Annotated in this window: 15 protein-coding genes; 14 read left to right on the top strand and 1 reads right to left on the bottom strand. The window is 67.9% G+C overall.

Going from position 1 to position 13,820, the window contains the following annotated elements; genetic code table 11:
- The first annotated feature begins 81 nt into the window (after window positions 1–81).
- Window positions 82–1,983, top strand: coding sequence for a peptidylprolyl isomerase (locus ACP7AI_RS01960; protein ID WP_426163491.1), 1,902 nt, complete (start codon window positions 82–84; stop codon window positions 1,981–1,983).
- A complete protein-coding gene (locus ACP7AI_RS01955; RefSeq protein WP_426163489.1) occupies window positions 1,983–3,500 on the top strand; it encodes an anthranilate synthase component I family protein in 1,518 nt (505 codons plus the stop codon). The genes ACP7AI_RS01960 and ACP7AI_RS01955 overlap by 1 nt, the downstream gene beginning before the upstream one ends.
- 127 nt (window positions 3,501–3,627) lie before the next feature.
- Here ACP7AI_RS01955 and ACP7AI_RS01950 read toward each other — a convergent pair whose 3' ends face one another.
- Window positions 3,628–3,960, bottom strand: a complete 333-nt coding sequence (locus ACP7AI_RS01950; RefSeq protein ID WP_426163487.1) for a hypothetical protein — start codon at window positions 3,958–3,960, stop codon at window positions 3,628–3,630.
- Between ACP7AI_RS01950 and ACP7AI_RS01945 the strand changes: the two genes are divergently transcribed.
- From ACP7AI_RS01945 to ACP7AI_RS01890, 12 genes are all read left to right on the top strand, one after another.
- Entirely contained in the window at window positions 3,928–4,482 is a 555-nt protein-coding gene (locus ACP7AI_RS01945) for a hypothetical protein (RefSeq protein WP_426163484.1), read from the top strand. The two genes, ACP7AI_RS01950 and ACP7AI_RS01945, sit on opposite strands and share 33 nt — an antisense overlap.
- Window positions 4,483–4,505: 23 nt before the next feature.
- Window positions 4,506–5,480 (top strand): hypothetical protein, encoded by a 975-nt coding sequence (locus tag ACP7AI_RS01940; protein WP_426163481.1) that lies wholly within the window; start codon window positions 4,506–4,508, stop codon window positions 5,478–5,480.
- A gap of 28 nt (window positions 5,481–5,508) precedes the next feature.
- Window positions 5,509–5,790: a DUF427 domain-containing protein gene (locus tag ACP7AI_RS01935; RefSeq protein ID WP_426163479.1), complete on the top strand. Its 282-nt coding sequence runs from the start codon at window positions 5,509–5,511 to the stop codon at window positions 5,788–5,790.
- Entirely contained in the window at window positions 5,787–6,110 is a 324-nt protein-coding gene (locus ACP7AI_RS01930) for a hypothetical protein (RefSeq protein ID WP_426163476.1), read from the top strand. Before ACP7AI_RS01935 ends, ACP7AI_RS01930 begins: the two co-directional genes overlap by 4 nt.
- Window positions 6,107–6,721 carry an anthranilate synthase component II gene (locus tag ACP7AI_RS01925; protein ID WP_426163474.1) on the top strand — a complete coding sequence of 205 codons (615 nt, stop codon included), beginning with the start codon at window positions 6,107–6,109 and terminating at the stop codon, window positions 6,719–6,721. Before ACP7AI_RS01930 ends, ACP7AI_RS01925 begins: the two co-directional genes overlap by 4 nt.
- Window positions 6,718–7,695, top strand: a complete 978-nt coding sequence (gene trpD / locus ACP7AI_RS01920; RefSeq protein ID WP_426163471.1) for an anthranilate phosphoribosyltransferase — start codon at window positions 6,718–6,720, stop codon at window positions 7,693–7,695. The genes ACP7AI_RS01925 and trpD overlap by 4 nt, the downstream gene beginning before the upstream one ends.
- Entirely contained in the window at window positions 7,692–8,483 is a 792-nt protein-coding gene (gene trpC, locus ACP7AI_RS01915; protein WP_426163469.1) for an indole-3-glycerol phosphate synthase TrpC, read from the top strand. Before trpD ends, trpC begins: the two co-directional genes overlap by 4 nt.
- Window positions 8,480–8,944 carry a cyclic pyranopterin monophosphate synthase MoaC gene (gene moaC, locus ACP7AI_RS01910; RefSeq protein ID WP_426163466.1) on the top strand — a complete coding sequence of 155 codons (465 nt, stop codon included), beginning with the start codon at window positions 8,480–8,482 and terminating at the stop codon, window positions 8,942–8,944. The genes trpC and moaC overlap by 4 nt, the downstream gene beginning before the upstream one ends.
- Window positions 8,944–10,143, top strand: a complete 1,200-nt coding sequence (gene glp, locus ACP7AI_RS01905; RefSeq protein ID WP_426163464.1) for a gephyrin-like molybdotransferase Glp — start codon at window positions 8,944–8,946, stop codon at window positions 10,141–10,143. Before moaC ends, glp begins: the two co-directional genes overlap by 1 nt.
- A gap of 34 nt (window positions 10,144–10,177) precedes the next feature.
- Window positions 10,178–10,858, top strand: a complete 681-nt coding sequence (gene lexA / locus ACP7AI_RS01900; RefSeq protein WP_426163462.1) for a transcriptional repressor LexA — start codon at window positions 10,178–10,180, stop codon at window positions 10,856–10,858.
- A 7-nt stretch (window positions 10,859–10,865) separates the two neighbouring features.
- The gene (locus ACP7AI_RS01895) at window positions 10,866–11,204 is read left to right on the top strand and encodes a VOC family protein (protein WP_426163459.1); all 339 of its coding nucleotides are present in this window, start codon (window positions 10,866–10,868) and stop codon (window positions 11,202–11,204) included.
- Between the two features lie 178 nt (window positions 11,205–11,382).
- Window positions 11,383–13,818, top strand: a complete 2,436-nt coding sequence (locus tag ACP7AI_RS01890) for a TonB-dependent receptor (RefSeq protein ID WP_426163457.1) — start codon at window positions 11,383–11,385, stop codon at window positions 13,816–13,818.
- The last annotated feature ends 2 nt before the right edge of the window (window positions 13,819–13,820 follow it).

Here is a 13,820-nt window from a genome sequence, read left to right as displayed (position 1 = left end):
CCCGCCTTGTGGCAAGCCGCGCCCGCCGTTACAACCGCGCGCTTTCACGCTCCCATCGTCTTTTCGGACCGGACATTCCCAATGATCACCTTCATTCGTCGCTGGTTGACGAGTTGGCCCGTACTGGTGCTGCTGGCGCTGGTCCTCGTCGCCTTTGCCGTGACCGGGGTTGGTGATCCGTTCGGCGGCGGCAGTGCGCCCCAGGGTTCGGTCGCCCGCGTCGGCAAGACGACGATCACCGAGGCCGACCTGCTGAAGGCGTTTGACCGCGTCGTGAAGAACGCCCGGGCGCAGAACCCCGCCGTCAACCAGATGCAGCTCGCCAGGGAAGGTGCCGTGCCCGCCGTCGCCGAACAGCTGATCGGCCAGACCGCCATCGAGGAGCTGGGTCGCAGCATGGGCCTGATCGCATCGGACCGTGCCGTCGGCGGTGTCATCGGCGCCATTCCGGCGTTCCAGCAGGGCGGCAAGTTCGACGACCCGACCTATCGCCGCCTGCTGCAGGAAAACAACCTGACCGACAATGAGCTTCGGGAAACCGTCGCCGGCGACATCGTCCGTCGCCAGCTGCTGACCCCGGTGATGGCGGCGCTCGGCGTGCCCGCTGGGATGGCCCAGCCCTATGCCCGCCTGCTCGTCGATGTCCATGTCGGTGCCGCGGCGCTGGTGCCGCTGGCAGCGGTCGCGCCCGCGACCGATGCCGAGGTCGCCGCCTATTATGCCAGCAACAAGGCGCGCTTCACCCTGCCGGAGCGCCGCGCCTTCCGCTATGCCGTCATCGACCGCGCCGCCCTTGCGACCGGCGTGACGGTCAGCGATGCCGACATTGCCGCCGCCTTTGCCAAGGAGCCCGCCAAATACGGCGCCGCCGCGACCCGCAAGCTGCAGCAGGTCGTCGTACCCGACGAAGCCAAGGCGCGCGCCATCGCCGCCGCCGCTGTGACCGAAGGTTTCCCGGCGGCCGCCCAGCGCCTCGCCGGCTTTGGCGTTGGCGACATCACGCTGGGCGAACAGAGCCAGGCCGAGTTCGGCAAGGCGACGAGCCCGGCGGTTGCCGCCGCCGCCTTTGCCCTGCCGGTCGGCGGCCTCACCCAGCCGCTGAAGACGGCGTTCGGCTGGCATATCGTCCGCGTCGAGGCGATGGGCAGTGCCGGCAAGACGCTCGCCCAGGCCCGTCCGGCGATCGAGGCCGACCTGCGCCAGCGCGCTGCCGAGACGGCGGTCGCCACGCTCGTCAACGGCATCGAGGACGGCGTGGAAGCCGGCAAGAGCTTTGCCGACCTCGCCAGGGACAAGGGGCTGACGATCGTCAGCCAGGCCGCCGTGACCCGCGAGGGAACCACCCCGGGCGCAGCCGTGCCGCCGACGCCGGAACTCGCCACGCTGGCAGCCCGCGCCTTCCGCCACGAACCCGGTGACGGTGCCGCTGTCGAAGACCTGGGCGAGCAGCGCCTCGTCGTCATCGAAACCATGCAGGTACTGCCCTCGGCGCCGCAGCCGCTGGGCGAGGTCCGTGCCGCCGCCGCTGCCGCCGCAGCCCAGGAAAAAGCGCTGAAGGCCGCCCGGGCCCGCGCCGATGCCGTCGTTGTCCAGACCCGCAAGACCGGCGATTTCGCCGCCGCGGTCGCCGCCGCCGGCCTGGCGCCGCCGCAGTCGCTGCGCGGGCGCCGTATCGATATCGCCGGCCAACAGCAGGTACCGCCGATCATTCAGGCGTTCCTGTCGACTCCGGCCAAGACGGTTCAAGTGCTGCCCGGCAGCCAGGGCTGGGTGCTGATCCATGTCGACAGCATCACGCCGGGCGACGTCACCGCTGTACCGCAATTGCTCGATGCCAGCCGGCGCGAACTCGCCAGCCAGTTGCCGGCGGAATTCAGTTCGGCCTTTGCCGCCGCAGCCGCCAAGGCGATGGGCACCAGCCGCAACGACACCACCATCACCGCTGTCACGCGCCGCCTGTCCGGCTTCGACAGCGCGCAATAATGGCGGATTTCGGCGCGATCCTGCCCGACCGCGACAGCTTTGGAGCGGCGCTTGCCGAGGGTCGGGCGCAACTGGTGTGGACCCGCATCGTCGCCGACACCGAAACGCCGGTGTCGGCAATGCTCAAGCTCGGTGCCGCGGAAAGCGGCGCCTATCTCCTCGAATCGGTGGAGGGTGGCCAGGTTCGCGGCCGCTATTCGCTGCTTGGCCTCGATCCCGACCTCGTCTGGCGCGCGGTCGGCGACACGTCCGAGATCAACCGCGACTGGCGCAACGATCGCGACGCCTTTGTTCCCGTTGCCGGCGGCGCGCTCGCGGCGCTGCGGGCGCTGGTCGCCGAAGCGCGCGCCGATGTTCCCGCCGGGCTGCCGTCGGCGCTCGCCAGCCTCGTCGGCTATATCGGTTATGAATCGGTGCGGCTGGTCGAATCCAGCGTCCCCGCCAACGCCCCGTCGCCGCTCGGCCTGCCCGACATGGTGTTCGTCCGCCCGACGCTGATCCTGGTGTTCGACCGGCTGAAGGACGAACTGTTCCTGGTGGCGCCGGTGTTCGCCGCGGCGCCGGACGCCTATGACGCCGCCGTCGAGCGTATCGAAACTGCCCAGGCGCGCCTCGCCAAGGCGCTGCCGGCGCGGAAAGCCGCCGTCGGGGACTTGCCGGCAGGCACGCCGGTGCCGCTTGTCGGCCCCGCGCGCTATGCCGAGATGGTCGCCCGCGCCAAGGATTATATCCTTGCCGGCGACATCTTCCAGGTCGTGCTGGCCCAGCGTTTCAGCGTCGATTTCCCGCTGCCGCCATTCGATCTCTACCGCGCGCTGCGCCGCATCAACCCGTCGCCGTTCCTCTACTTCCTCGACCTACCGGGCTTTGCGCTGGTCGGCTCCAGCCCTGAAATCCTGGTCCGCGTCCGCGATGGCGACGTCACCATCCGGCCGATCGCCGGCACCCGGCCGCGCGGCCGCGACGCTGTCGAGGATGCCGAAAACCGCGCCAGCCTGCTCGCCGACGCCAAGGAACAGGCCGAGCATCTGATGCTGCTCGATCTCGGCCGACACGATACCGGCCGGGTATCGCTGCCCGGCACGGTCACCGTCACCGACCGCGCCGGCGTCGAATTCTACAGCCATGTCATGCATATCGTGTCGAACGTCCGAGGCCGCCTGGCGCCCGAACTCGACGCCATCGACGCGCTGCTGGCGGGCTTTCCGGCCGGCACGGTCAGCGGCGCCCCCAAGGTCCGCGCCATGCAGGTCATCGCCGAACTGGAGCCCGAGGCGCGCGGCGCCTATGCCGGCGGTGTCGGCTATTTCAGCCCGGACGGCGCGATGGATTCGTGCATCGTGCTGCGAACGGCGGTGGTCAAGGACGGCGTCATGCACGTCCAGGCCGGCGCGGGCATCGTCGCCGATTCGATCGCCGAATACGAACAGCGCGAATGCGAGGCCAAGGCCGGTGCGCTGATCGCCGCCGCCGCTGAGGCGCTGAAGGCAGCGGGGGCAGCCGGGTTCGGGCAGTAGAGCCGGCCTGTCGCTGTTGCGACGGTGGCACAAATGCTATGATGGCGGGCATCAGGTGTCGGGGAGCGCGATAGTGCGAACTGCTGCAGCGTTGGCGCTATGGCTGATTGCCGGTCCGGCAATCGCGTCACAGCGTACGGAGGCGACCCCGGACCGGCAGGATCGCGGCCGCTGCCAGACGCAGCCGGATCTCGCCATCTGCCCGCCGCCGCCCGCCGAAGTCGCGCGCGCTGAAGCCCTGCTTCGCTATGGCCCCGAGGGCCGGCCGCCCGTCGGCCAGGCCCACCCGAAGGTCACTGCCTTCATCCGCAACAACTGGCCCTTTGTCGTCGATTTCCAGGCGGAACCGGGCGCCGTTACCGAACTGCGCATAAGCCTGTATCTGCGACTTGCTCCTTTCGATATACCGCTGCGCATCGCGACCCAGGTGATCGATACCGAAAGCAACGGCGAGCGCCAACTCCGCAAGATCGCGGTGGTCATCCCCGACGCAGGCGATGGCGCGGTCCGGATTGCCGACTATGAGGTTGCATCCCGCAAACGCGTCGGTGGCCGCTGGCAGGACGCGCCGGTCAAGATATTTGCGTTGGGCGCCGGGCCCCGCGCCGTCGGGTCGGTGACACTTAACAAAGTTGATTTCTCGGAAAGATCGGCGACGATTCCGCCCGCCGGGCAGAGCGCCGACCTGCATGTGAATTATGTTCTGAAGCAGTACTATGACCGGGTCAGCGTCCAGGTTTTGCGGTCATGCGGGCTCGGCTGGTGCGGCACCGGCACCTCGGCCGACACGGCGGCCCCAGGGGAACCCGGACAATGGAACAAGGCTTGGCCGATAAGCAGTCGCACAAGGCCCGGTAACTTCATCGCATCGGTCAAGGCCTGGCTGTATTGCGACGGCATAACCGCCGAACAATATCGGCGTTGCGGCGATCAGGCAGCGTGGGCGCAGGGCCAGTCCGCCGCCATAGCCGTCACCCAGTGACAGCCGCTGCCACTCCGGCTTGGATGAAGCGATTCGCGTTTTTGGCAGTTCCGACATCCGTCATTGCCGCCTTGGGGTTCAACTACCTTGACCATCTGCCGCAAGCCCGACATGTCGGTGATGGCTCGACATGGCATGCAGCAGGCGCACGCCAGATCCTGTTGCACGGACTTTCGGCAGGCCCCGTAATGGCCGTGGATATGGGTGCCAGCCGCCAGGTGCGGTTGATTGCGCCGCCGGGTTCGATCGTGGTTCCGACATTGGGCGGATATGATCCTGCAAGGCAACGGCCGCTCGTGCTCAGAATGGCTTGGACAGCTAACGAATCCCCAGCGCTGACCGTGGCGATCGCGCCGGAGTCCCCCACGCCCGGCGCGGGCCTGATGTTGCAGGCTCGCGACCTGGGAGCGCCAGGGCTTGCCCTGCGACCGATCGATGCCCGGCTTGTCGTCGACATGGCGGTCGTGCCCGACAGCCGCAATGACGACCATGGTGGGATCGGCCTGCATGCGGATCGCGGTCGCGTGCTCATTCGGCAACTCCGCATCACGACGCCGCCGGGCCAGCAGGTCGTCGTGATGCTGCCCGGCGAAACCGCATTGCGGGCCGGCCTTGGCAGCAGCGACGACCAGGGTGGGTCGCTCGCGCTGCGTGGCTTTGCGAGCGGCGATGCAGGCGCCGGCGACACGCTGGCGATCGCCGATATCGTCTGCGGCACGCCCGCGAATGGCGCAATATTGTGGCAACGCATATTCCCGCAGATCAAGCTTGAAGATTGTCGGGATGGCGGGCTGACCGTCTCGGGCCTTGTAGCCGAAAAGGGGTTGATCCTTACAGCGGCAGGGATCGCCTTCGTCCGCAAGGACGACGTGACGGCGACCTGGAGCGGCCTGCGGTTCCTGCATGAGAACATTGTCGTCCAGGCGCTGATAACTGCGCTTCTCGCCACATTGACGGGTTGGCTCGGTGTTGCTCTAGGAAATCGCGGAAAGGCGTAATCATGCGCCGCGTCTGCGGGAGCAGCCCATGCCGAAAGCCACCTGGAATGGCGTCACCATCGCCGACAGCAACGACACCGTCGTCGTCGAGGGCAATCACTATTTCCCCATCGGTGCCATCGATCCGGCGCTATTGAAACCGAGCAGCACGACCACCGTCTGCGGCTGGAAGGGCACCGCCAACTACTACACGCTCGCCGCCGGCGGCGCCGAGAACAAGGACGCCGCCTGGTATTACGCCGAGCCCAAGGACGCCGCCAAGGAAATCAAGGGCCGCGTCGCCTTCTGGAAGGGCGTCAAGGTGGCGTGACCGACGACCCGGCCCGCAGGGCGCTGAAGGCGGTGCTCGACCGGCATGTTGCCGCGCTGGTCGCGAACGCCCCGCCCGACTGGCCGATCAGCGCCGACCATTGTTTCCTGCGCGTCGCCTATGACAATGCCATGGGCGACCGCTGGGACCGATTGGTCCAACGCCCTGCCTGGCGCCACCTGCCGGTCGACCGGCTGGCGGCCGCGGTCGACATCCTCGCGCGCATCGCCACGGAAGGCCTGCCGCTGCTGGCGGCGCTCAACACCACCAGCCTCGATTATCGACGGCGGCACCGCCACACGTTAAGGCGTCACCCATGATCCTCGTTATCGACAATTACGACAGCTTCACCTTCAACCTCGTGCACTACCTGCTCGAGCTTGGTGCCGAGGCGCGGGTCGTCCGCAACGACGCCATCACCGCTGCCGAGGCCATCGCGCTCGCCCCCCAGGCGGTGCTGCTGTCGCCCGGCCCCTGCACCCCAAACGAGGCCGGCGTGTGCCTCGACCTCATTGCCGCCGCCGCCGAGGTCCGGCTGCCGCTGCTCGGCGTCTGCCTCGGCCACCAGTCGCTCGGCCAGGCCTTCGGCGGCACCGTTGTCCGCGCCCCCCAGGTCATGCACGGCAAGACCAGCGCCATGGCGCATGACGGCAGCGGCATCTTCGCCGGCCTGCCCAGCCCGTTCGAGGCGACCCGCTACCATTCCCTGATCGTCCGCGAAGATGACCTGCCCGCCTGCTTCACCGTCAACGCGCGTAGCCCCGATAGCCTCATCATGGGCATGCAGCACCGCGATCTGCCGCTGCACGGTGTCCAGTTCCACCCGGAAAGCATCGCCACCGAACACGGCCATGCCATGCTGGCCAATTTCATGACGCTGGCCGGGATGACACCCCGGGCGCTGCCACCCCGCCTCGCCGCCGCCGCGTGAGGCTGCCCGACCCATCGACGCCGCTGGACTCCGGCAGCGCCGCCGAGGCCTTTGCCGCGATCTTCGACGGCCAGGTCGACGATGATGCGCTGTCGTCGTTCCTGGTGACGCTTGCTATTCGTGGCGAAACCGTCGCCGAAATCGTCGCCGCCGCCACGGCGCTCCGCGCCCGCATGACGCCGGGCCCCGCCGCGCCGGACGCGATCGACGTCTGCGGCACCGGCGGCGACGGCAAGCACACCCTCAACGTCTCCACCGCCGTCTCGCTCGTCGTCGCCGCCTGCGGGGTGAAGGTCGCCAAGCACGGCAACCGCGCTGCCTCGTCGTCCAGCGGCGCCGCCGATGTGTTGATGGCGCTGGGCGTGCCTGAGCTGGCACCCGATCGGCTCGGCGCCTGTCTCGACAGCGTCGGCATCACCTTTCTCCACGCCGCCCGCCACCACCCGGCGATGGCGCGGGTGGCGCCGGTCCGCCGCGCGCTCGGCCGGCGCACGATCTTCAACTTGCTGGGGCCACTCGCCAATCCGGCCGGCGTGCAGCGGCAACTCGTCGGGGTGTTCGCGCCCGACTGGACCCTCCCGATGGCGAGCGCGCTGGCAGCGCTGGGATCGACACGCGCGATGGTCGTCCACGGCGACGGCTATGACGAGTTGACCGTGACCGGCGCCAGCGACTTCGCCCTCGCCGCCGGCACGGTGACGACGGGCAGCATTGCGCCAGTGGATATCGGCATCACCCTCTGCGACGGCGCCGCGCTGGCCGGTGGCGACGCCGCGCACAATGCCGGCCGCTTGCGGGCACTGCTGGCCGGCGAACGCGGCGCCTATCACGACATCGTCGTGCTCAACGCCGCCGCGGCGATGACCGTCGCCGATGCCGCCCTGCCGCTCGCCACCGCTGCCGACCGCGCCCGCGATGCCTTGGCAAGCGGTGCCGCGCAGGACATCCTGGCGCGCTGGAGCAATTTTCGATGACCGACACCTTGACCGAAATCTGCGACCACAAGCGCAGCCTGGTCGCCGCGGCACGGCAAACCCGCAGCCTGGCCGATCTGGAGGTCGCTGCTGCCGCCGCCGACCCGGTGCGTGGCTTCATCGCCGCCATCCATGCCACCCACGCCGAGGGCCGCCACGCGCTGATCGCCGAAATCAAGAAGGCCAGCCCCTCCAAAGGGCTGATACGCGACGATTTCGATCCCCCCGCCATCGCCCGCGCCTATGCCGCCGGCGGCGCCGCCTGCCTGTCGGTGCTGACCGAGGATCGCTGGTTCCTGGGGCACGACGCCTATCTGATGACGGCCCGCGCCGCCTGCACCCTGCCGGTGATCCGCAAGGATTTCATCGTCGATCCGTGGCAGGTGATCGAGGCCCGCGCCATCAACGCCGATGCCGTGCTGCTGATCATGGCGGCGCTGTCCGATGTCCAGGCCGCCGAACTGGAGGCGGTCGCTATCCAGCATGGCCTCGATGTGCTGGTGGAGGTCCATAATGCCGAGGAACGTGACCGCGCGCTGAAGCTGAAGACCCCGCTGCTCGGCATCAACAACCGCAATCTGAAGACGCTGGCGGTCGATCTTCAGACCTCGTTCGAACTCGCTGATACCCCCGGCCGCACGCTGGTCGGCGAAAGCGGCCTATCGAGCCCCGCCGATCTCGCCCGGCTCAGTGCCGTCGGCATCCGCACCTTTCTCGTCGGGGAATCGTTGATGCGCCAGGCCGATGTCACCGCCGCAACCCGCACGTTGCTGGGCCGCGCCGCATGACGCTGACCCATCTCGACGAACACGGCGCCGCCCGCATGGTCGATGTCTCGGCCAAAGCGGCAACGCGCCGCGAGGCCGTTGCCGAAGGCTTCATCACCATCGCCGAATCAGCGCTCACCGCCATCCGCGACCAGGCCGTTGCCAAGGGCGACGTGCTCGCGGTGGCGCGCGTCGGCGGCATCATGGGCGCCAAGCGCACCGCCGACCTGATCCCGCTCTGCCACCCGCTGCCGATCGACGCCGTCACCCTCGATCTCGCCGTCGAAGCGACCGGCATCCGCGCCACCGCGACCGTCGCCACCACGCACGGCACCGGCGTCGAGATGGAGGCGCTGACCGCCGTCTCGGTGGCGCTGTTGACCATCTATGACATGGCCAAGGCGATGGACCGCGGCATGACCATCTCGGGCGTGCGGCTGCTCAGGAAATCCGGCGGGCGCTCGGGCGATTGGGTCGCCTGATGGCGCTGCTGGCGGTCGAGGACGCGCTGGCGCAACTGCTCGACGGGGTCACGGCCTTGCCGGCCGAGCCGGTATCCATCAACCGCGTGCGCGGGCGTGTCCTCGCCGAACCCGTCCTGGCCACGCTCACCCAGCCGCCCTTCGACGCCTCCGCCATGGATGGCTATGCCATCCGCTGGGCCGACCTGACGGGCCCCTGGCGGGTCGCGGGCGACAGCGCCGCCGGCCATGGCTGGGCGGGCACGCTGCAGCCCGGCGAAGCGGCGCGGATCTTCACCGGCGCGCCGCTACCCGCCGGCGCCGACACCATCGTCGTGCAGGAAGAAATCCGCCGCGACGGCGATGTGGCCACCCTGTCCGGCGAGGGGCCGCCGCGCATCGGCGCCCATATCCGCAAAGCCGGGCAGGATTTCGCCGCGGGCGACATGCTCGCCGGCGCCGGCGACCCGCTGACCCCGGCGCGCATCGGCCTGCTGGCGGCCGCCGGCCATGGCATGCTGCCGGTCGTGCGCCGGCCGCGGGTGACGCTGATCGCCACCGGAGACGAACTGGTGCCGCCGGGGGTGGCGCCCGGGCCTGACCAGATCGTCAGCTCCAATGGCGTCATGCTGCGCGCATTGTTCGAAAATGCCGGCGCCGATGTCGACGATCCCGGTATCATCCCTGACCGGCGCGAGGCGCTGGCCGCGGCGATCGCGGCGGCGCGCGGCGACATCATCGTCACCATCGGCGGTGCCTCGGTCGGTGATCATGACCTGGTCGTGCCGGTGCTCCGCGACCTCGGCGCGACACTCGATTTCTGGAAGATCGCGATGCGGCCGGGCAAGCCGATGCTTGCCGGGCGCTTCGGCGGGGCGCGGGTCATCGGCCTGCCGGGCAATCCGGTCTCGGCGCATGTCTGCGCGCTGCTGTTCGTGCTGCCGTTGCTGGCGCGGCTGGGTGGGCGGACGGAAGGGTTGCCGATGCGACGGCTGCCCCTCGCCGCCCCACTGGCGGCCAATGGCACCCGACGCGACCACCTGCGCGCGCGGTTGACCCCCGATGGCCTGGCAGAGCCTTTCGCATCGCAGGATTCCGCCCTGCTCGGCCGCCTCGCCGCAGCGCAGTTGCTGATCGTGCGCCCGCCAGGTGCACCCGCCGCGGCGACGGGTGAGACGGTCGATTGCATCATGCTTGACAGTATCGGCAATGTTTCCTAATCGTTCTCCCTGTGTTCCCCCGCAGGAGACGATGATGCTGACCCGCAAACAACAGGAACTGCTGAGCTTCATCGACGATCGCCTGCGTGCGGACGGCGTCTCGCCGTCGTTCGAGGAAATGAAGGACGCGCTGCAGCTCCGCTCGAAATCGGGGGTGCATCGCCTCATCAATGCGTTGGAGGAACGCAGCTTCATCCGCCGCCTGCCCAACCGGGCCCGCGCGCTGGAGGTGCTGCAGATGCCGGAGGCGCTGCGGGCCAAGCCGGCGTTGAAGCTGGTCCCGTCTGCACCGGCACCGCGTCCCCCTGTCCAGGCGATGATCGCCGCCAATGACACGATCGTCGTGCCGCTGCATGGCCGGATCGCCGCCGGCCTCCCGGTAGAGGCACTCGAAAGCGACCGGTCGCTATCCGTGCCGGCCGCGCTGCTCGGCCCCGGCGATCATTATGCACTCGAAGTGTCCGGGGATTCGATGATCGACGCCGGCATCTTCGATGGCGACTATGCACTCATCAAGCGCTGCGAGGATGCGCGCGATGGCGATATCGTCGTCGCGCTGATCGACGGCGAGGAGGCGACGCTGAAATATCTGCATCGCGAAAAGAACATCGTCCGCCTGGAGCCGGCCAATGCCATGCACCAGCCGCAGCGTTATCCGGCCAACCGGGTGCGCGTGCAGGGCAAGCTTGCCGGCCTGCTGCGCCGCTATCACTGATCGCAAGATGGTCGCGCGCATCAACTATGTCGAACTGCCGGTTGCCGGCATCCCGGCAGCCAAGGCATTTTATGAAGACGCCTTTGGCTGGTCGCGTACCGATTTCGGCCCGACCTATGCCGCAACCTTGACCGGCGATGTCGACCTGGGCCTGCAGGCTGATGCCGACGAAGCGACGTCGGCGCCGCTGGCAGTCATCGCCGTCGATGATCTCGAGGCCGCAGTCCAGGCGGTGATCACCGCCGGCGGCACCGTGGTGCGGCCGATCTTCGCCTTTCCGGGGGGCCGGCGCTTCCACTTCCGCGACCCGGCCGGCAACGAGCTTGCCGTGGTGAAGGCCGACTGAAGCCGTCGCGCCCCTCCGGACTGTGGCAATTGTGACACGCCGGTAACGTCAGCTTAACCGCTACGTCAAACGCCCCATTGGCCCTCATACCCTCGATTCATAGCCTTGCTGCAGCGCCGCATCCTGCGTGCCGAAGCTGTTTTGCCGCCGGTTCGCCGGCGTGCCGCAAGGGGGTCATATGGTCGTCCGGTCCGGGTTCAAGGCGGTGCTGCTGTCTGCGAGCATGTTGTCGGGAACACTGGCGGCAGCGCCGGTGCTGGCCGCCGAAGCGGTCGCCGCCGCGGCCGGTGAGGTCGAAGCCGACATCGTGGTCACCGCCACCCGCCGCTCGCTGTCGCTGGCCGATGTGCCGATCAACATCGCCGCCATCGGCGCCGAACAGCTGAACGAACAGCGCCTCAACGACATTCGCGACCTCGGCGCCTTCACGCCCGGAGTCACCATCACCGACACCGGCCCGCGCGGCGCCGGCACGATCGTCATGCGCGGTCTCAGCGCCGACGATACCAGCAATTTCGGCGACAACACCAACAACGCCATCGGCACCTATCTCGGCGAGGTGCCGCTCTATCTCGACTTCAAGCTGATCGACCTGAAGCGCGTCGAGGTGCTGCTCGGGCCGCAGGGCACGCTATACGGCCTTGGCACGCTGGCCGGCGCGATCCGCTACATCCCCGAGCGGCCCGACGCCTCGGGCGTCAGCGGCTATGTCCATGGCCGCGCCTATGACGTGAAGGAAGGCAGCGGCGTCGGCTTCGTCATCGACGGCGCCTTCAACCTGCCGATCATCAAGGACGTGCTCGCCTTCCGCTCGGCCACCGGCTATTATTACGATCCCGGCTTCATCGACTATCCGTTCGCCGTGAAAACGCCGGGCGTGTCCGATCCGCAGCCCGGTCCATCGACCAATCCGCTCGGTTCGATCGCCGACCAGCAGGCCAATTTCAACCCGCAGCGCGACGTCAACTTCGAAAAGACCATCACGACGCGCAACCAGCTCGGCCTGACGCTCGACAACATCAACGCCTATCTGTCCTATGTCTACCAGCAGACCAAGACCGGCGGCCGCCAGGCCAACGGCGGCGGCGTGCTCGGCGAAGGCAAGTACGAAGGCCCATGGCGCGTGCTCGAACCGTCGAACCGCCAGGCCCATCTCGTGGCCCTGGAGGTCGAGGCCGAGCTCGGCGACTTCGCCCAGCTCGTGTCGGCGACCGCCTATACCCATACCAAGAACCGCAGCTCGGTCGATGTGACCGACCTGCTGCTCGATCTCGACTATGGCTATGAAGGCTTCCCCGCCTTCACCGGCTTCACCAATTCGCGCGCGGTGACCGAACAGTTCAACCAGGAGCTGCGGCTGGTCTCGACACACGGCGGCCCGTTCAGCTGGTCGCTTGGCGCCTTCTACAACAAGTTCGAAACCTCGACGTCGTATCGCGAGTATCTGCCCGGCTTCGGCGCGTCGGAAACCGGCATCGATTTCGGCGTCATCCCCAATGCCGACGACAACGAATATGCCTCCTTCGGCCGCAGCAAGACCGAGGAAAAGGCGATCTTCGGCGAGGCGACATTCAACGTCACCCCCGAATGGCAGGTCACCGGCGGCATCCGCTACTACGACTATAATCTCACCCGCTTCGGTGGCTCCACCCTGCCCTATTTCGACGGTCCTATCACCGACGACCTCGACATTCCGTCGAGCAGCGGTGCGGCAAAGGCGGATGGCTTTGTCTGGAAGGCGAACACCTCCTACAAGTTCGGCACCGACGCGCTGGTCTACTTCACCTACAGCACCGGCTACCGCATTGGCGGCGCCAACACCGGCGCGGCGCCCTGCGTGCTGCCGCTGAACCCCAACCAGCAGAACATATGCGCCCTGCCCAACGAGCTTTTCTTCGGCCCCGACAAGACGAAGAACATCGAGGTCGGCCTGCGCGCCGGCTTCTTCGACAACAAACTGACCACCAACCTGTCGATCTTCCAAGTCGATTGGGACGGAATCCAGCTCGGCGGCACCACGCTCAACGGCGGCATCGGCATTACCGTCAACGGCGGCAAGGCACGCAACCGCGGCTTCGATTTCTCGTTCAACGGGCGGATCACCGATCGCCTGTCGATCCGCGGCAACTACAGCTACCTCGATGCCAAGCTGACCGAGGACGTTCCCGAGCTGCTGCAGATCCGCAACAGCAAGGACCCGCGCTTCCGGCCGAAATTCAGCGAAGTCGACGTCTTCGCCGGCGATCGCCTACCGGGATCGGCCAAGCACTCGGGCGCGCTGTCGGCGACCTATGTGCTGCCCACTGGCGACAATGAAACCATCTTCAACTGGACCGCGACCTACACCGGCGACATCCTGACCCGCGTCGGTGGCCGCGGCTTCGGTGAAAAGCTGCCCGGCTATGTGATGAACCGCGCCTCGATCACCTATCGCACGCCGGTCTACGAACTCTCGCTGTTCGCCAACAACATCTTAAACAAATATGCCGTCACCGGCGTCAGCAACGATCTCAGCCGCTTCGGCTTCGTCAACGGCGACATCATCTCGCGCTACTACGGCCGCAGCGTCGCCCGGCCGCGGGTGCTCGGCGTGGAGGGGCGGTACCGGTTCTAGGG

The organism is Sandarakinorhabdus sp. DWP1-3-1 (assembly GCF_049896705.1).
Classification (GTDB): domain Bacteria; phylum Pseudomonadota; class Alphaproteobacteria; order Sphingomonadales; family Sphingomonadaceae; genus Sandarakinorhabdus.
The sequence above is the reverse complement of the archived record's forward strand: the minus strand, read 5'-3'. Positions and strand labels throughout refer to the sequence as shown.

Coding starts and splice junctions, on each gene's coding strand:
- ACP7AI_RS01960 (WP_426163491.1), top strand. CDS start 82: ATGATCACCTTCATTCGTCGCTGGTTGACGAGTTGGCCCGTACTGGTG.
- ACP7AI_RS01955 (WP_426163489.1), top strand. CDS start 1,983: ATGGCGGATTTCGGCGCGATCCTGCCCGACCGCGACAGCTTTGGAGCG.
- ACP7AI_RS01940 (WP_426163481.1), top strand. CDS start 4,506: ATGAAGCGATTCGCGTTTTTGGCAGTTCCGACATCCGTCATTGCCGCC.
- ACP7AI_RS01935 (WP_426163479.1), top strand. CDS start 5,509: ATGCCGAAAGCCACCTGGAATGGCGTCACCATCGCCGACAGCAACGAC.
- ACP7AI_RS01925 (WP_426163474.1), top strand. CDS start 6,107: ATGATCCTCGTTATCGACAATTACGACAGCTTCACCTTCAACCTCGTG.
- trpC (WP_426163469.1), top strand. CDS start 7,692: ATGACCGACACCTTGACCGAAATCTGCGACCACAAGCGCAGCCTGGTC.
- moaC (WP_426163466.1), top strand. CDS start 8,480: ATGACGCTGACCCATCTCGACGAACACGGCGCCGCCCGCATGGTCGAT.
- glp (WP_426163464.1), top strand. CDS start 8,944: ATGGCGCTGCTGGCGGTCGAGGACGCGCTGGCGCAACTGCTCGACGGG.
- lexA (WP_426163462.1), top strand. CDS start 10,178: ATGCTGACCCGCAAACAACAGGAACTGCTGAGCTTCATCGACGATCGC.
- ACP7AI_RS01895 (WP_426163459.1), top strand. CDS start 10,866: ATGGTCGCGCGCATCAACTATGTCGAACTGCCGGTTGCCGGCATCCCG.
- ACP7AI_RS01890 (WP_426163457.1), top strand. CDS start 11,383: ATGGTCGTCCGGTCCGGGTTCAAGGCGGTGCTGCTGTCTGCGAGCATG.